We start from the raw sequence: 16,226 nt of genomic DNA, 5'->3' as shown, positions 1-16,226 counted from the left end.
TCACTGTGAAAATACGGCCGGAAGAAATATCGGCAATTATCCAGGAGCAAATTGAGCAATATCAAATTCAAAGTAATGTCGATGAAGTCGGGATAGTTATTGAGGTTGGTGACGGTATTGCCCGCTTACATGGCTTGGACAAGGCTATGGCGGGGGAACTTCTGGAGTTTGGCGACGGCGTGTATGGCATGGCGTTGAATTTAGAGGAAGATAACGTTGGTGCCGTTCTCTTAGGTGATGAAGTTAGTGTTCAGGAAGGCTGCGCGGTAAAACGGACAGACCGGATTATGGAGGTGCCTGTCGGCGAGGCGCTCATTGGCCGGGTAGTTGACGCGTTAGGCCGGCCAATTGACGGACGGGGACCGATGAATATAACTGCTTCAAGGCCAATTGAGTGGCGGGCGCCGGGGATTGCTGACCGGCAGCCGGTAAAAGAACCACTGCAGACTGGGATTAAGGCAATCGACTGCATGGTGCCCATCGGGCGGGGGCAGCGGGAACTCATTATTGGTGATAGAGGCACAGGCAAGACGGCTATCGCCATTGACACTATCCTAAATCAAAAAGGACAGGATGTAATCTGCATCTATGTTGCTATTGGGCAGAAAGCGTCGACTGTGGCACGGGTTGTAAAAACACTGGAAGACCATGGCGCTATGGAACATACCATCGTCGTTGTGGCTACTGCTTCAGACAGTGCGCCCCTGCAGTATATGGCACCCTATACCGGTGTAGCTATGGGCGAACACTTTATGTATCAGGGGAAGCATGTGCTTTGCGTGTACGATGATCTGTCCAAGCATGCGGCAGCATACCGGGCTATGTCACTTTTGCTCAGGCGTCCACCCGGTCGGGAGGCTTATCCCGGCGATGTATTTTACTTACATTCGCGGCTTTTGGAACGGGCGGCTAAACTTTCGCAAGAATTGGGCGGCGGTTCGCTAACTGCCCTGCCGGTTATTGAAACTTTGGCGGGTGATGTAGCGGCCTATATTCCCACGAATGTCATTTCCATTACCGATGGTCAGATCATTCTGGAAAGTGAGCTGTTCTATGCCGGTACACGACCGGCTATTAACGTGGGTCTCTCGGTATCCCGGGTAGGCGGTTCGGCACAGATCAAAGCTACTAAACAAGTAGCAGGCCGCTTGCGCCTGGATCTGGCACAGTACCGGGAATTGGCGGCATTTGCTCAGTTTGGTTCTGATTTAGATAAAAGCACCAAAGATCTTTTAGAAAGAGGAAAAAGGATGACTGAGCTCTTGAAACAGCCGCAGTATAAGCCGGTGCCTGTGGAAGAACAAGTCGTCGCTATTTATCTGGGGGTTAACGGCTATCTGGACGCTGTGCCTGTTAATCAGGTAAATAAGTTTGAACAGGAGTTTCTTCAGTTTGTGCGGGCGTATCCCGCGATCGGCAATGGCATAAAAGAAAAGAAATGCATTGAACCGGCTGAGGAAGAGTTGCTTAAGAAAACGATCCTGCAATTCAAAGATTCGTTCATGGCGAGGTGATACGATGCCAAACGCGTTAGATCTACGTCGCCGCATTAAGGGCATAAAAAACATTCAAAAGATAACTCAGGCCATGAAAATGGTTGCTGCGGTGCGTTTGCGCAAAGCCCAGGAACGGGTTAAAGACAGCCTGCCCTACTATGAAGGCCTGGAGGGTACTCTGCTTGATGTTATCGCAAGCGGTGAGGAGTTTAATAGCAAGCTGTTTGAAGAGCGGGAGATAAACCATACCGGCTATCTGGTAATAGGTGCTGATAAAGGGCTTGCCGGGTCTTACGGAAGCAACCTGGTTAAAGCCGTACAACGCCATAGCAGTGATACTGGCCATGTGAGTTTAGTGGTTGTTGGCCGAAAAGTAAAAGATTATTTCCAGCGCCGCCGGGTGGAAATTGATAAATGGTATGTTGGTATCTCGGAAAAACCCGAATACCGCTGTGCGGCCGATATTGCCCGAAATATAGCCGAACTATTTGTAACAGGCCGTTACGACAGGGTTTATCTGGTTTACACCAAGTTCTTTTCGCCTGCCGTGCAACAAGTCGTCGTAGAGCCTGTTCTGCCGCTGGTCATAGAACCCGAAGCTCTCACGCAAGGCCGGACAGTGCAGCAGATTTATGAGCCGTCGTTAAGCGAAATACTGGATGAAGTGGCAAAAAAGTGGCTGGAGGCAGCTGTATATAAAGGGCTTGTTAATGCGGCGGCAAGTGAAGTGGCAGCCCGGCTGAATGCTATGAGTCTTGCTACTGATAATGCCCAAGAGCTTATCAGCCAATTGGTGCTGGAATACAACAAAGTCCGTCAGGCCAACATCACCAGGGAAATAACCGAAATCGTAGGTGGTGCGGAAGCACTGCGGTGAAAGGAGGGAATCCATGGCTAAGGGGCTAGTCAAACAAGTTATCGGGCCTGTGGTAGACATTGAGTTTCCGCAAGAACATTTGCCGTCAGTTAATAATGCGGTAAAAATAACCGGCCAGGCGGCTGGGTACGATATCAGTCTGACCGTCGAGGTTATGCAGCATTTAGGCGATAATTTCGTGCGTTGTGTAGCAATGTCATCTACCGATGGTCTGGTACGGGGAATGACAGCAATTGATACGGGGGCGCCAATTACCGTTCCGGTTGGCCAGGGGACGCTTGGCAGGATATTTAATGTATTAGGTGAGACGGTTGATAATAATCCGGCTCCGGTCGAGGCCAGCGAATATTGGCCTATTCACCGTCCGGCACCGCCTTTTGTTGAACAGGAGACTTCCACCGAAATATTGGAAACCGGTATTAAGGTTGTTGACCTTATCGCCCCCTATGCCCGTGGCGGCAAAATTGGCTTATTCGGGGGCGCCGGAGTAGGAAAGACCGTATTAATTATGGAATTGATCCGGAACATTGCCACAGAACATGGAGGGTATTCTGTTTTCGCCGGTGTTGGTGAAAGAACCCGTGAAGGCAATGAACTCTGGCGGGAAATGATGGAGTCAGGCGTTATCAATAAGACCGCGTTGGTATACGGGCAGATGAACGAGCCGCCCGGCGCCAGAATGCGGGTAGGCCTGACCGGCTTAACTATGGCTGAATATTTTCGTGATATGGCAGGTCAGGATGTACTGCTGTTTATTGATAATATTTTCCGTTTCATTCAGGCCGGCTCCGAGGTATCGGCGCTGCTCGGGCGGATGCCTTCGGCAGTTGGCTACCAGCCGACCCTTGGTACTGATGTAGGCACCCTGCAAGAACGGATTACCTCGACCAAAAACGGATCCGTTACATCGGTTCAGGCAGTATACGTGCCTGCCGACGACTTAACAGATCCGGCCCCGGCGGCCACCTTTGCTCATCTGGATGCCACCACTGTTTTGTCGAGGCAAATTGTCGAATTGGGTATTTATCCGGCAGTGGATCCGTTGGATTCTACCTCTCGGATACTGGATCCATTTATCATCGGTGATGACCATTATCATGTAGCCCGTGCCGTTCAGGAAATTCTGCAACGTTACAAAGAGCTACAGGATATTATTGCTATCCTCGGGATGGAGGAATTATCGGAAGAAGATAAAGTGGTTGTGGCACGGGCCCGCAAAGTGCAGCGGTTTTTAAGCCAGCCGTTCTTTGTAGCCGAGGCCTTTACCGGAACAGCGGGCAAATATGTGCCTCTTAAAGAGACAGTGCGCGGGTTCAAAGAAATCTTGAGCGGTAAGTATGATGCTCTGCCGGAAAACGCCTTTTACATGGTGGGAACTATTGATGAGGTAATTGAGAAAGCCGCCGCCATAAGGAGGAACGGGTAGTGGGCAAACTGCGGGTACAGATTGTCAACCCGGAGAAAAAAGTGTTTGACGGCGAAGCCGGTATGGTAATAGTGCGGGCCGTAACCGGTGAAATGGGCGTATTACCAGGCCATGCAGCGTTAGTTGCTGTTCTTGATGCCTGGCCTGTCCGTATCCTTAAGGACGAGAGGGAAGTACAATTTGATGTCGAGGGCGGCATTCTCCAGGTAAGACCGGAAGGAGTTACTATTCTGACGCCGGGTTAGGGTGGCAAACGATAAAATAAATAACAAGGCTTAACTCCTGGAAAGCAGGGAGCTAAGCCTTGTTATTTTGTTGTCATAAAAAGGATTATCTTGTATTTTCACGAAGTAATAAACTGGATCTGTTATTAGTCTTGTCCTGTGACTTATCCGCTCTTAACTCGCTTACTGAAACAGAGCGGGTTAGTCACCGGATAAATGAAGGGAGTCCCAAATATGTGCGGAATGAATTGGTTTCGTGAACAAATGGAAAGAGCCGATGAAGATTTAAACCAACTAAACCAACTTAAAAAAATGATGGAGGAGCGGTACAAGCTGCCGCTGGCCGATCCTAGTGATAGAGGAGACCTTAACCCCGATATCATTGCTGTTTACCAGGAAATCGTATCCCGTAAAAATGAGTTGTTAATGCCCAAAACCCCGCAAATTTAATATTGCGGGGTTTTGGTTTGGTGCTATTTAAAAGAATCCTCAAGTCCTTGGTTCGCAGTTGCTTGGGAAACATCTGGAGAGTCAGTTTCGGCACGGGTCAGGTCGTCTTGGTCATAATCAGCAAACTTATCCTCTGTTACGCTTTCGGGTGCATCGTCGTCGTCATCATAAGCGAGAGTGGCAAGGAAGAGTTCGGCATCTGACACACTGGAAAACATTCCCGAAATAAGTTTTTTCATGTAATCCCTCCTCGTGCGCAATTTATTAATAGTGTTCCCAATTAATCTATTTCAATAAAAAAATCATAAAAATGAACAAAGCGGCTTTCAGCCGCTTTGTTCATTACAGGCTGTCGACAAAGTCGGCAGCCTTTTTATATTTGAGAACCTCTTCTAATCCGGTGTGAAATATAGTAAAATAGAGATAATAAGAGATAATAAGAGATAATAAGAGATAATAAGAGATAATAAGAGATTGGGAGAGATAATCGTGCTTAAGAAGAAAAACAGAGTGATAACCGACCAAGTCGAATTTGTTTGTCTAAGCGAGCTAGTTCCACAAGATCATTTACTGCGCTTAGTTGATGCAAGCATAAATTTCGATTTTATATATGATGAAGTTAAAGATTTATACAGTGATACTACTGGCAGACCCAGTATCGATCCGGTCGTTCTGATAAAATTGCTAGTACTGCAGATTTTGTACGGTATTACATCTATGCGTCAAACAATTAGCGATGCTCAAGTCAATCTTGCTTACCGCTGGTTCTTAGGCTACGGCTTTCAGGAGAAGATACCGCATTTTTCTACCTTCGGGAAGAATTATGAAAGACGGTTTAAAGAAAGTGACCTCTTTGAAAAAATCTTTGAAAGAGTGTTATTTGAGGCCATAGAATGTGGTTTTATCAAAGCAGATGCTGTATTTTTTGATGCTAGTCATATTAAGGCCAACGCCAATAAAAACAAGTATGTTAAAAAGATGGCCCAGCATCGAGTACATAAATATAAGCGTGAATTGATGATTGAAATTAACGCTGACCGTGAATCACATGGCAAGAAACCTTTTACCGATGACAACGACAATGATTCTGACGGAACAATGATTGAAGAAAAGGAAGTCAAAGAAAGTACAACTGACCCAGAAAGTGGTATGTTCCATAAAGGTGAAAAAGAGCGTTGCTTTGCTTACACCGCCACAGTGGCCTGTGAGCGCAACAATTTTATTCTTGGTGTTAAAACAGCCCCAGGTAATGTTCATGATAGTCAGGTGTTTACCGATGTATTTCAAGATGTCATTGAAAAATTTAATGACATAAAAGCAGTAGTTGCCGATTCTGGTTACAAAACGCCGGGAGTATGTCGTGAAATTATGCAAGCAAATAAAATACCGGTTATGCCCTACAAACGCCCCATGACTAAAGAAGGATACTTTAAGAAATACGAGTATGTTTATGACGAATACTATGACTGCTATATCTGCCCCAATAACCAAGTGCTAAAATATTCCACTACAAATAGAGAAGGCTATCGGGAATACAAAAGCAATCCCAAGATATGTGTCCAATGCTCACTGCGTATACAATGTACCCAAAGCCAAAACTTTACAAAAGTCGTAAACCGGCATATCTGGGAATCTTACGTTGAATATGCAGAGGATGTCCGTCATACTCACCAAGGCCAAGACCTATATCGCCGCCGAAGCCAAACCATTGAACGTGTCTTCGCAGATGCGAAAGAAAGACATGGAATGCGCTATACTCGCTATCGTGGCTTGAGGAAAGTACAACACTACCTCACGCTTCTTTTTGCGTGTATGAATTTAAAGAAGTTAGCAATGTGGAAAAAAAAGCGCGGTATGTTACCGCCTTTTTCAAGAACTTTTCCGTCTATGTTATCAAAATTTATGAAACTCGTAACTATTAACAAATCCCGCTTGTTGGCCTTCCGGCCTGAAGCGGGATTTGTCTACACTCTGAAATGAACAAAGCGGCTTTCAGCCGCTTTGTTCATTATAAGGGGGTCTATTGGGAAGGTTGGGTATTGGTAAGAGCATTTTTGTTTTGAGGGGCAGCGTTAGTAGCCGGAGCTTGCTGCGCTGCGTTATTTTTCGCGGCAGTCTGGCTTTGGTTACTGTTAGAGCCGCCAGGAAGATCTTTAAATCCCATTCCGCTCACCTCCAATACTAGCATTCCCTATTTTGGATAAAAATACCATAAATTTTAAAAAAATATAAAAAAGGGTGGAAAAATCCACCCTGCTAACTATTTACAGCAGTCTTCCTTTGCTTGTTTCCTTGGTTCAGGGCAGATTTCTTTCCCGAACTCTACGCTGCCCTTACCTTTGCAGCCCTTATTACAATCTTTTTGCTTGTTAGCCATATTGTCACCTCCTTTACTAGTAAGCTGGGAGGCGAGTTGGTTAGTCGTCAGTCATATCATGAAACATGAATTTGGCGGCTTGGTAAATAACAGCGCCTAAAGCTACGGCTTTAAGCATTGATCCCATATCCATATCCATGTCCCAATCCATGCCCAACATCGATTTACGTTTCTTTCTATGAAACATAATTACCACCTCCTCGTTTAATAGTGTAACCAGGCAAAATAAGCACAACACGAAGTAAGAAATGGATAGATAACCATAAAAATTTTTTTGCCGCTTAATATTTTCCCGGAATAGTTCGATAAAACTAATATAGAATAAATTTTTTTCAAGACAAGGAGGGCGTACGAGATGGTAGCAAAAATAATGGCTATTCAACGAGTAGATATTGCAAACAAAAACCATCGCGGCGCTACGGAAGGTGCCAAAAAGAAATACCAAAAAAAAGTTCCCTTTAAAGAAATCTTCGCCCGGGAGATGGCTGACAAGAATGTGCCTCCGGTTAACAAAATATAGAGCCTGCGGGCTCTTTTTCAATTTATCAAGCGCCGGCAGTTGTTTTTACAGTTGATAAAGAGTGAAATTTATGGTGAAATACGGATTTTATGCCGAAAGATTACAAATGAACTTAATATATTACGGATGGCGGTAAGTGAGTGAGTTGATGTATTTTTTTGTGGGTATACTAAGGCTGCAGAATCTTTAGGCAATGGTGATGAAGAAATGAATGTAAAAACAGGCTTAGAAATTGTCCGGATGCATCAGGAATATGTTGATAAAATCAACGAGCTTGATTTGGCCGTCCATAAGTTGGAGGATTTCGGCTATACGAAGACAGTGCTTCAAGAGGAGCTTGGCAAACTGGCAACCGATTTACAGACACTAGAAGGTACACGATTCCAGGCACTTGAGCCGGTTATTATCACGACGTCGCTGCTTGGCGGGCGTTCTAAACAGACATAGTAAAGGAGCTGTCTTATTTCAAGGCAGCTCCTTTTTCCAGTCCTAGCCGAAAGTGAAAGTATCCCTTCTTACAGTTCGTCGGCACAAACGGTTTCGGTGCTCTCTACGCATTTGAATTCACACTGACTGCAGCCTTCACCACTGCCGCGGTAGTCAAAGCATTTGTTGCAGCCGTTCAAGTTCTTGCCATTCCAGAAACTATAAATCGGGCAGTCTTCTTTACTAGACAAACTATCACCTCCCGTTAACTGGTAGTGCTAGTTTACCCCGAAGTGTGCAGCAAAATCCTCAAAGCCAAGCCTGTCAATCATTTGTCCTAAACGTTCACCAGGATGTCCTTGCGTTTGGTAATAGCGTATTATTTTTTCCAGCAAGGGGACAACATCGTCGTCGGCAACTTTCGCAGTTAGAATTTGCCCGGCTTTTGCCTTACGGCCAGAATTACCGCCAACGACGACAGTATACCCGCCAGCTACACCATACAGGCCAATATCTTTGACAAAGGTTTCAGAGCAGCAATTAGGGCAGCCGCTAACTCCTATACGCAGTTTGCCTGGAAGATCGGTTCCGTAAAACTTGTCTTCAAGCAGCAAGCCAAGGGCTGTACTGTCCTGTATTGCCCGGAGGCAATGCGGTTTGCCGGCACACACGGCAACACTGCGAATCGCTTTGGCGGATAGCGACTGAGTTTCTAATCCGAGCTCATGTAAGGCCTGGGTGCGGTCACTAGGGCTCAGCCCTAGGATGATGAGACTATTGCCGGCTACTTTTATTGTTCCACCGTACTGTTCAGCAATATTTGCTAGCTGGTGCAGTAAGGCCGGTGATACGAAACCTCCGGGCAGATGTGGAACCAGTGGCAAATTCCTATTTTGCTTAGACATGGTATTCTCCTCATTTGTTCCGGCTGACCTGCCTGGGCCGAACTGCACTTCTATCAGCCGGATGGTAATAGTGGTTGCTTCTTAACAGGAAGCCAGACTTTAAATGAAGTCAAACATGGCCTCCAAGCAACCTTATGATAGGTCTAGTATAACCGTTTTTATCAGCTCGTGCAGTGATGTTGCTCACGGAAATGATTGAAATTTGTTAATGTCAAATATATCTAGTTTTAGTAGGATAAAGCGTCCGAACCCTTAGCACAAAATAGCTATGATTTTAAGAATCGACATTTTTAAAATGTATTTGGTAAAATACAACAAACCTTGTTAAAATAAAAAGGATAATTTACCTCTAGCTAGAATACAGTTAATAATTTGGAATTTATGTTAGGAAATAAAAAGAATACGGTTTGTGCTCAGCCTTTTTGTGAACGTGAAAACTGGGGTTTAAGATTATAAACAGTATACTAAAAAAATATGGGGTTGATTATATGAAAGGGACTGTTGTTGGAACATGGGTCAATACGGCTCGCAAGGTATGGGGCGACAGCTTGACAGACGAGGCCATGCGCCATGTTGGTTGGGAACAGGATAAAATGTTTCTGCCGACAGAAGATGTGGATGATGCCAAACCCAAGGCATTTGTTGCTTACTTAGCTGAGCGCACAGGCAAGACGCAGGATGAAATTTGGTTGAACGTCGGCAAAGATAATGTTATAACCTTTGCACAAGCGTATCCGGCATTTTTCCGTCAGGAAAGCCTCTACTCTTTCCTGCGCTCTATGTATGATGTGCATATTGTTATGGTTAAACGTATACCCGGAGCCAAACCACCAGAACTGTTGATAGAGCCGGTTTCCGAATACGGTGCTGTCTTAAGCTATCGTTCTAAACGAGGCATGTTTGGCTATATGAAGGGCCTTTTAGCCGGTGCTGCCGAGCATTTTAAAGAAGACATCAAGACAGAGATTACGGAGTCGTCTTCGGAACACCTGAAAATGCTAATTACCTTCTCTAAACCGATTACTCGTACCACTGTATACCGGATAAACCAGCTATTATCCTTTGGTATGGTTAAGAGTATCCCGGCTAAGATTGGAGTGGCCGTAACTGTTCTGTCACTGCTTGTTGATGGTGTTTTGGTTATGGCCGGGGCTACCATTCCGCTTTGGACAGCCCTAGTCAGTGGTGTAGTATCAACGGCCGGCGCGTCATTATTATTGCGGCCGTTTGCTGCAATTAAACAGGAAATTGCCGGTATTCAGGATCGGAAGTACTTTACTGAGACTACCCTCAAATCAAGCGATGAGTTTGAGGAGATTATGGGTATGCTGTCCAAGTATAAACAGCGGGTAAAAAGTGAGTTTATCGGCTTTAAAGGTATAACCGATGAAATGAATAAATATGGCGACAATTTTAATGTCCTTGCTTCCAGGATGCAGGATACTTCAGACGAAATCTCCGGTGTAGTTCATGACGTTGCGACAGCCGCTACTAATCAGGCGATGGAAACCGAGAGCGCGGTTGGCATCCTAAATGGCAATCTTGAAACCCTCCAACTGGTTGTAACCGAACAAAGCCGTAACAAAGAACAACTGGAAGCCGCAGTCGACGAAATAAACAAAGGCTTCGGCGAAGTGCAGACTTCCAGCGCCAAACTGGAACAAAGCCTTAATAAGTTTTCCGAAGTAAAAAAGTCAGCCGAGAATCTTCAGAAACAGGCTACGAAAATCAACGAGATTACCGGGATGGTTGCAGCTATTGCCGGACAGACCAACTTATTGGCACTAAACGCCGCTATCGAGGCGGCTCGCGCCGGGGAACAGGGACGAGGGTTTGCTGTTGTTGCGGAAGAAGTCCGGAAATTGGCGGAACAGTCGCATCATCATTCGGAAAGTATCTCCGGTGATTTAAGAATACTTATGGATATTATCAGTTATGTGGTCAGAATGATCGAGGACGAATTTGATATTCTGGCAGCGGAAAGCCGCCAGATGAAAGAGGTAGTCGCTGGAAATGCCCGCCATGTGGATAATATTCATTTAGTAGCTGAAAATATTGTTGATATGATTACCAAACTAGAACACGAGATGACCGGTCTAAATGAGGTATATGGCAAGATTGAATCTCTGGCAGCTATTTCAGAAGAAAACTCGGCAGCCAGTGAGGAAGTCAGCGCTTCGGTGCATGTCTACAACGAGAAGTTGCATGATATGATGGGCAAAATCACTGAATTCAAGACGGTTATTCAGCATTTCAGTGAAGATATTAGTACGTATCGGACCTAAGATTTTTGCACCAAAGGCGGGGAGGGTTAACCCCGCCTTATGTCTGCCTATTGACGAGTTTCCTTTGGTGGGAATGAAACATTCATATATTTGTGATATTATTGTTAGAAACGTATGGGAGGTATACTATGATTCGCGAACGCCGCAATAAAGCCAAACTAGAACTCTACTATGATAAATTTATCAAGGAAGGGGTTGTTGATCCCAATGTTCACCCCTGGATTGCGGAATCTTGGGAGCGCAGCCATAGTATGGGGGTAGGACAAGATAGTTTTTGTCTTGATGTTAAGTTATCCGGACAAGACTTGCAAAAACGTAGCCAGCGCTATAGTCCCGCTATAACGTTTCTAGACGGATTATACGAGGAGATTAAAGAGCATTTTACTACATATAATCTTAGTATGCTGCTTTTAGACCAGGATCTTTATGTATTAAAAAATTATGCCATGCCCTTCTACCAAAAAACAGCAGGGGAACTGGAAGGCGCCAGAATGCAGGAAGAGGATACTGGTACTTCCAGTATTGGTATAGCTTACAGGCATAAAGTACCTTTCCTGATGTTCGGACCGGAAATGTGGATACGGGACTGCCAGAGCGGGGATGCCTGCTCAGCACCTGTTATCATTGATAATCAGGTAAAGTTCATGATTACCGTAGTGTCCATTCAGCAGGAAGATTTGCCGTATAGCGCTATGGTGGCCATGGTGCTCAGCATCAAGTATGCGATGGAACAGCACCTGCGGCTTGTCTCCAGTCTTAAAGCTAAGCACACTATTTTGGATGCTGTACCGCTCGCAGTCTATCATGTATTTCCCGGTGGTGAAGTCGGGTATGCCAATAAGCTGGGACAAAGCCGACTATCAGGCATTATTCCGCCGGGCAGCGAAGAACGTGGCGATAATCCTAACCTCAGTGATGTATTGCTTAACTACCGCCACACCCCAATATATAAGGGTTTCTTAGGCGTGCCATCTTATAACCGTGAGGTAACCTGGATAACACCCCGTAAAACCTATGAAGATATTACTACTGTTGTGCCGCTAGGTGGGGACGATGGCGATGTAGAGAGCATCGTGGCTGTATCGTTGCCGATTGAAGATCTGCGTACCCTTGTGGCTCATACCGCTGGTTACACAGCGCGTTACAGCTTATCGAGTATGGTAGGTAACAGCCAAGCCTTTACCAATATGCAAGATAAAGCCAGCCGCACGGCCAGACACGACTACCCTCTGCTAATTCAGGGTGAGCCAGGTACTGGCAAACAGCGATTGGCGCATGGTATCCATCAGGCCAGCAGCCGGGCCGCCGGCCCTTTGATTGCCGTTAAATGCGGTGATATGCCGCCGGAACTTCTCGAAATCGAATTATTTGGACGCGGCGGTGGTGAAGGGGAAGGCCGTCCGGGAAAAATGGAGCTGGCCAGCGGTGGTACACTGTTCCTCGACGAAATTGAGAAACTTTCGGCCGTGCTGCAGGACAAGCTAGCCGATGTTTTACAGGAAAGCCAACTGTCGCGCTCCGGTGAAGCAGTTTTCCGGACGATTGATGTCAGGGTAATTGCTGCCAGTGATACCGACTTAAAACGACTTGTAGAAAAAGGAGTATTTTCTGCGAGATTTTACGATATTATTTCCCGCGCCGTTGTTCGGGTACCGTCTCTGCGTGCCCGCCGTGACGACGTACCTCTGTTGGCCGATCATATTATTGATGAACTGGCTGCCCTGCATAACCTGCCTGCAAAGAAATTAGCGCCCGATGCTGGCGAGCTAATTATGAGTTATGATTGGCCGGGAAACATCAAGCAACTGCAAGGCGTTATTGAACAGGCGTTCTTCCGTACTGCTGGTGATACTATTACCAAGGACGATATTGTAATGCCTGGGGAACAAGGACTCTCCAAGGCCTGGAAAGAGGATAAAGATGCCTTTGTTGAGGCCTGGAAAGCTGCCGGCGGCAACATTAGCCGTTTGGCAAACATGCTTGATGTCAGCCGGGTGACATTGTATCGGTATTTGAAAAAATACGGCTTAGATAAGGACTAAGGAGGAAAACCGTTGCGATTGCGGAAAAAGCCATGGGTAGCTGAAGCATTGACCGGCTTTAGTAATATAGTATTACAGAATCCTAATGAAGACCTTAAGGGTAAGTGGGCGGAGGTATTCGGGAACGACCTGCCACTGCATGTCGAACTGGGGACAGGTAGGGGCAAATTCATTGCCGGCATGAGTGAACTCTATCAAGGACAGCTGAATTTTGCGGGAATAGAAGCCCAGCAAGATGTTCTTTACTATGCCGCGCAAAAAGTCCAGGACCGGGAATTGCCCAATGTCCGTCTGCTGGTATTCGACGCAAATGAAATCTTAACGATTTTTGCGCCAGGAGAAATCGACAGATTGTATGTCAACTTTTGTGACCCTTGGCCTAAAAACCGCCATGCTAAACGGCGGCTGACACATGTTAACTTTTTAGAAAAGTACCGCACTGTATTAAAACCGGGCGGTCAGTTATGGTTCAAGACCGACAACCAGCCGTTATTTGAGTTTTCTTTAGAGCAGTTTCAAGAATTTGGGCTCAAGCTGGATAATATTAGCTACGATTTGCATAATAGTGGTTTTGCCCCGAATGTTATGACTGAGTATGAGACTAAGTTTAGCACTTTGGGACAGCCAATTTACCGGTGTGAAATAACTTTTTGAGTCATTGCCGCAATTCGGCGCATACAATACACTAAAATCCTTTTTTGTATAGGAGTGTGTTGCTATGCCGCGTCACTCGTCTAGTACAGGCAAGGTTCTGCCGGTGCCGCCGCTTGATTGTGAAGAAATCAAGTTTTGGCTGCAGATTATGGAAGAACACGCGCTTTTCATTAAGACCGGATTGCCCTGTGATAAACCTGATTTAATTGAAGAAGCAGCTGCTTTTGAAAAGGAATTTAAGGCTCTTCGCTTACGGGCCGAAAAGCTCCAAAGCGAAAAGAAGTTTGCTGAGCTAGTCGCTGATATTATTGGTACCCTCAAAGAATTTATCAGATTCAAGAAACTTTTATTAGGTATGTCGCTTACCAATCGACTTGGCAGCGCGCTGCCGCCCTTGTTTTTTGATCACTTAATTCGCGAAGCCGAATATTTCATGGCTATTTTAGAAAAGCTTCGTGCCGGGAAAAAACTGGCTGTTGTCAAGGCATTAGAGGTTGACTTCTGGCTTCGGATTATGGCTGATCATACCAAGTTTATAGATAGCAGGATAGACCCGTCCGAACGGAGCCTGATTGGTGTCGTCAGAGGGTATGAAGTGGAATTTGACGATTTATCTATGCAGGCCCGGGACTATATAAGCTTTTTCGAGCATCACCATACCGAAGTACCTGCATTTGGACGGTTCCTGCAGGATAGCCGGTCAGCTACCATGCGCCTGAGAGACTTTAAACAGGCAGTCCACGAGATGATAGTCAAATGTAAAATTCTGAGTACAATCCCGGCAATTATGGCCGATCATGTGCGCCGGGAAGCCGAGCATTTTCTGCTAGTACTGGCTATGATGGAAAAAGGCGTAATTAAGATAGAATCGGACGCCAACTGTTTCAAACATAAGCATCAGCCTGCATTTGGCATGGATCTAGAAGAGGATTTTTGTGAAGAGGAATTGCCGATGATGGATGAATGTGACGAGATTGAACAGGACATAATTGATGATATTGATCTGGATTGTACCCCTGGTGCTGAACGGGAGCAGGAAGCGCGTCCGGAAGAGAGTGCTGACACAGAAGAAGTGCCAACTTATGAGGAAAGGGAAGAAGTTACGGTTATACCTGCTGAAGCTGAACCTATCTCCGATTCCAATCTTGAAGAAGACATTGAAGTTAAAGCCAAAGTAGTGGCTGCTGAAAAAGTGGTGCTGCCGCCTAAGCCTGGCGATAAAGCGAAAAAGCCAAATAAGTATAAATGGTCCCCTAGTTGGCCGCGCCAATTAGGGAAAATTAGAGAAGAAAAGTAAAGCCAGTTAGAAAGTTACATTAAAAACAACCCCTCTCGCGGCTGCGGGAGGGGTTTCATATGTTTATAGCGAATTAATACGGCAGAACAGCGATAGTGGAGAGAATTTGCCGCTTAGTATTTGTAACAGCCAGCAAAGTCCCACCGGCTAAATCAATCAGACTCAAATCACCAAACAAGTTGCTGGTGCCTATGGCTAGTTCGCTATCAGGGATTAAGTATAGCCGGGATAGTGATCTGCCAATCAGCATCCGGTCAGTGATTTGGGCGGTTTCAAGATCAACGCGGAAGATCGAAGCTCCGTCTTCATTGACAATATAAGCCGTTTGGTTATCGGCGGCAATAGCTGCATGGCAGGGATAGGTTGCCAGCCCGCTGGGGCAGATGGGGCATTGGATGTTCACAACCGTAGGGGAAGGGCGTTTCTTACTTAGGTTAAAGAAAGCTATCCCTTCACCGGTAAAGGCTGTGTTGGTAAACGGCACGATAAGCCGGGTACCAGCGAGGATAACGTTAGTGGGAATTCCGCCGATATCATATTGCCAGGAGAGGCTGCCGGTGAGATCAAGTTCCATAACCGTACCGCCAGCACTGTGCTCCCAGGCTGTATACATTTTTTCCGAATCAACGGCTAAACCAACACAACTGGCTTTTGTTGCCGGGGCGCCTAATAACTGGCTGGACATGGTGGTTAAATCCAACAAATGTAGGTTCCCACAAGGTTCTGCAAGGTAGGCTTTGGACGGAGTTTCTGGCGATAACGCAAATTGTGCGGGATAAGGGATACTTAGCGGCAGGGTGTATGTAGTCAGACTAGTCAAATTTACAGTTAGTATACTGTTTTGTCCATTGGTACTGACACAAGGCAAATAAGATCTGGTAAGGTCTGGGGTTATGGCCAGTTCCGTCGGAGTCAGTTCCGGATTAAAGCTTAGCTCTGTCAAAATTTCGCCGCTAATTCCGTCGACAATAATTATGGCATGGGTAGAATCATCGATAGCCAGCATCTTATATGGCTTTACCCCATGCGATCACCTCTTTTACCCGAAGGTTATAGTTTCGAGAATCATGTAATCTTGTGACTAACCTTCAGACGGTGTAAAAACCCATCTGAATCTAAGTCTAGTTTATATATACTATTGCCTTATTGGCTTTTTGGTTCTTTCTGATCGAAAGTTTAACTTGCACCTGGATAATGGGTGCAGCGGCTTCCGCTTTCGCCAAGGCTCGGCGTAAGCCGCGGTTTCT

18 protein-coding genes are annotated in these 16,226 nt (G+C 45.8%); 12 read left to right on the top strand and 6 right to left on the bottom strand.

Features of this window, described 5'->3' with window-relative positions:
• Positions 1-5: 5 nt before the first annotated feature.
• The 5 genes from atpA (at position 6) to SRRS_RS26610 (ending at position 4,473) form a co-directional block, all read left to right on the top strand.
• Positions 6-1,514, top strand: coding sequence for a F0F1 ATP synthase subunit alpha (gene atpA / locus SRRS_RS26630; protein ID WP_371364790.1), 1,509 nt, complete (start codon positions 6-8; stop codon positions 1,512-1,514).
• Positions 1,515-1,518: 4 nt separating this feature from the next.
• Positions 1,519-2,373: an ATP synthase F1 subunit gamma gene (gene atpG, locus SRRS_RS26625; RefSeq protein WP_371364788.1), complete on the top strand. Its 855-nt coding sequence runs from the start codon at positions 1,519-1,521 to the stop codon at positions 2,371-2,373.
• Between the two features lie 13 nt (positions 2,374-2,386).
• On the top strand, positions 2,387-3,799 hold the full coding sequence (gene atpD, locus SRRS_RS26620) for a F0F1 ATP synthase subunit beta (protein ID WP_371364786.1): 1,413 nt from the start codon (positions 2,387-2,389) through the stop codon (positions 3,797-3,799).
• Positions 3,799-4,044, top strand: a complete 246-nt coding sequence (atpC, locus tag SRRS_RS26615) for an ATP synthase F1 subunit epsilon (RefSeq protein WP_371364784.1) — start codon at positions 3,799-3,801, stop codon at positions 4,042-4,044. Before atpD ends, atpC begins: the two co-directional genes overlap by 1 nt.
• Positions 4,045-4,257: 213 nt before the next feature.
• On the top strand, positions 4,258-4,473 hold the full coding sequence (locus SRRS_RS26610; protein ID WP_371364781.1) for a hypothetical protein: 216 nt from the start codon (positions 4,258-4,260) through the stop codon (positions 4,471-4,473).
• A gap of 23 nt (positions 4,474-4,496) precedes the next feature.
• On the opposite strand, the gene SRRS_RS26605 is transcribed toward SRRS_RS26610, so the two are convergent.
• Positions 4,497-4,712, bottom strand: a complete 216-nt coding sequence (locus SRRS_RS26605) for a hypothetical protein (protein ID WP_371364779.1) — start codon at positions 4,710-4,712, stop codon at positions 4,497-4,499.
• A 250-nt stretch (positions 4,713-4,962) separates the two neighbouring features.
• Between SRRS_RS26605 and SRRS_RS26600 the strand changes: the two genes are divergently transcribed.
• Entirely contained in the window at positions 4,963-6,453 is a 1,491-nt protein-coding gene (locus SRRS_RS26600) for an IS1182 family transposase (protein WP_371364777.1), read from the top strand.
• Positions 6,454-6,493: 40 nt separating this feature from the next.
• Here the strand turns inward: SRRS_RS26600 and SRRS_RS26595 are convergent, their stop codons facing one another.
• Together SRRS_RS26595 and SRRS_RS26590 are read right to left on the bottom strand one after the other, a co-directional pair.
• Positions 6,494-6,637, bottom strand: a complete 144-nt coding sequence (locus SRRS_RS26595; protein WP_371364775.1) for a hypothetical protein — start codon at positions 6,635-6,637, stop codon at positions 6,494-6,496.
• A 253-nt stretch (positions 6,638-6,890) separates the two neighbouring features.
• Positions 6,891-7,037, bottom strand: coding sequence for a hypothetical protein (locus SRRS_RS26590; protein ID WP_371364774.1), 147 nt, complete (start codon positions 7,035-7,037; stop codon positions 6,891-6,893).
• A 168-nt stretch (positions 7,038-7,205) separates the two neighbouring features.
• Between SRRS_RS26590 and SRRS_RS26585 the strand changes: the two genes are divergently transcribed.
• Positions 7,206-7,370 carry a hypothetical protein gene (locus SRRS_RS26585; RefSeq protein ID WP_371364771.1) on the top strand — a complete coding sequence of 55 codons (165 nt, stop codon included), beginning with the start codon at positions 7,206-7,208 and terminating at the stop codon, positions 7,368-7,370.
• Positions 7,371-7,577: 207 nt separating this feature from the next.
• Positions 7,578-7,817 carry a hypothetical protein gene (locus tag SRRS_RS26580; RefSeq protein WP_371364770.1) on the top strand — a complete coding sequence of 80 codons (240 nt, stop codon included), beginning with the start codon at positions 7,578-7,580 and terminating at the stop codon, positions 7,815-7,817.
• Positions 7,818-7,885: 68 nt separating this feature from the next.
• On the opposite strand, the gene SRRS_RS26575 is transcribed toward SRRS_RS26580, so the two are convergent.
• Positions 7,886-8,047: a hypothetical protein gene (locus tag SRRS_RS26575; RefSeq protein ID WP_371364769.1), complete on the bottom strand. Its 162-nt coding sequence runs from the start codon at positions 8,045-8,047 to the stop codon at positions 7,886-7,888.
• A 27-nt stretch (positions 8,048-8,074) separates the two neighbouring features.
• Positions 8,075-8,701, bottom strand: coding sequence for a nitrite reductase (locus SRRS_RS26570; protein WP_371364768.1), 627 nt, complete (start codon positions 8,699-8,701; stop codon positions 8,075-8,077).
• 488 nt (positions 8,702-9,189) lie between these two features.
• On the opposite strand from SRRS_RS26570, the gene SRRS_RS26565 reads away from it, so the two are divergent.
• The 4 genes from SRRS_RS26565 (at position 9,190) to SRRS_RS26550 (ending at position 14,979) form a co-directional block, all read left to right on the top strand.
• Positions 9,190-10,986 (top strand): heme NO-binding domain-containing protein, encoded by a 1,797-nt coding sequence (locus SRRS_RS26565; RefSeq protein ID WP_371364766.1) that lies wholly within the window; start codon positions 9,190-9,192, stop codon positions 10,984-10,986.
• Positions 10,987-11,114: 128 nt separating this feature from the next.
• Complete coding sequence (locus SRRS_RS26560) at positions 11,115-13,028, top strand: sigma-54-dependent Fis family transcriptional regulator (RefSeq protein ID WP_371364764.1); 1,914 nt, start codon at positions 11,115-11,117, stop codon at positions 13,026-13,028.
• Between the two features lie 12 nt (positions 13,029-13,040).
• The gene (gene trmB / locus SRRS_RS26555) at positions 13,041-13,682 is read left to right on the top strand and encodes a tRNA (guanosine(46)-N7)-methyltransferase TrmB (RefSeq protein WP_371364763.1); all 642 of its coding nucleotides are present in this window, start codon (positions 13,041-13,043) and stop codon (positions 13,680-13,682) included.
• A 64-nt stretch (positions 13,683-13,746) separates the two neighbouring features.
• Positions 13,747-14,979 carry a DUF2935 domain-containing protein gene (locus tag SRRS_RS26550; RefSeq protein WP_371364761.1) on the top strand — a complete coding sequence of 411 codons (1,233 nt, stop codon included), beginning with the start codon at positions 13,747-13,749 and terminating at the stop codon, positions 14,977-14,979.
• A gap of 73 nt (positions 14,980-15,052) precedes the next feature.
• Here the strand turns inward: SRRS_RS26550 and SRRS_RS26545 are convergent, their stop codons facing one another.
• Positions 15,053-15,985, bottom strand: a complete 933-nt coding sequence (locus SRRS_RS26545; protein WP_371364759.1) for a YncE family protein — start codon at positions 15,983-15,985, stop codon at positions 15,053-15,055.
• Between the last annotated feature and the right edge of the window lie 241 nt (positions 15,986-16,226).

It is taken from the genome of Sporomusa rhizae (assembly GCF_041428845.1).
GTDB classification, from domain to species: Bacteria; Bacillota; Negativicutes; order Sporomusales; family Sporomusaceae; genus Sporomusa; species Sporomusa rhizae.
This window is presented reverse-complemented; position numbering and strand designations above follow the sequence as displayed.

Excerpts from the sequence above, each read along its gene's own strand:
- SRRS_RS26610 (WP_371364781.1), top strand. The coding sequence starts at position 4,258 with ATGTGCGGAATGAATTGGTTTCGTGAACAAATGGAAAGAGCCGATGAA.
- SRRS_RS26545 (WP_371364759.1), bottom strand. The coding sequence starts at position 15,985 with ATGCTGGCTATCGATGATTCTACCCATGCCATAATTATTGTCGACGGA.
- SRRS_RS26585 (WP_371364771.1), top strand. The coding sequence starts at position 7,206 with ATGGTAGCAAAAATAATGGCTATTCAACGAGTAGATATTGCAAACAAA.
- SRRS_RS26570 (WP_371364768.1), bottom strand. The coding sequence starts at position 8,701 with ATGTCTAAGCAAAATAGGAATTTGCCACTGGTTCCACATCTGCCCGGA.
- atpG (WP_371364788.1), top strand. The coding sequence starts at position 1,519 with ATGCCAAACGCGTTAGATCTACGTCGCCGCATTAAGGGCATAAAAAAC.
- SRRS_RS26595 (WP_371364775.1), bottom strand. The coding sequence starts at position 6,637 with ATGGGATTTAAAGATCTTCCTGGCGGCTCTAACAGTAACCAAAGCCAG.
- SRRS_RS26605 (WP_371364779.1), bottom strand. The coding sequence starts at position 4,712 with ATGAAAAAACTTATTTCGGGAATGTTTTCCAGTGTGTCAGATGCCGAA.
- SRRS_RS26560 (WP_371364764.1), top strand. The coding sequence starts at position 11,115 with ATGATTCGCGAACGCCGCAATAAAGCCAAACTAGAACTCTACTATGAT.
- atpD (WP_371364786.1), top strand. The coding sequence starts at position 2,387 with ATGGCTAAGGGGCTAGTCAAACAAGTTATCGGGCCTGTGGTAGACATT.
- SRRS_RS26590 (WP_371364774.1), bottom strand. The coding sequence starts at position 7,037 with ATGTTTCATAGAAAGAAACGTAAATCGATGTTGGGCATGGATTGGGAC.
- SRRS_RS26550 (WP_371364761.1), top strand. The coding sequence starts at position 13,747 with ATGCCGCGTCACTCGTCTAGTACAGGCAAGGTTCTGCCGGTGCCGCCG.
- SRRS_RS26565 (WP_371364766.1), top strand. The coding sequence starts at position 9,190 with ATGAAAGGGACTGTTGTTGGAACATGGGTCAATACGGCTCGCAAGGTA.
- SRRS_RS26580 (WP_371364770.1), top strand. The coding sequence starts at position 7,578 with ATGAATGTAAAAACAGGCTTAGAAATTGTCCGGATGCATCAGGAATAT.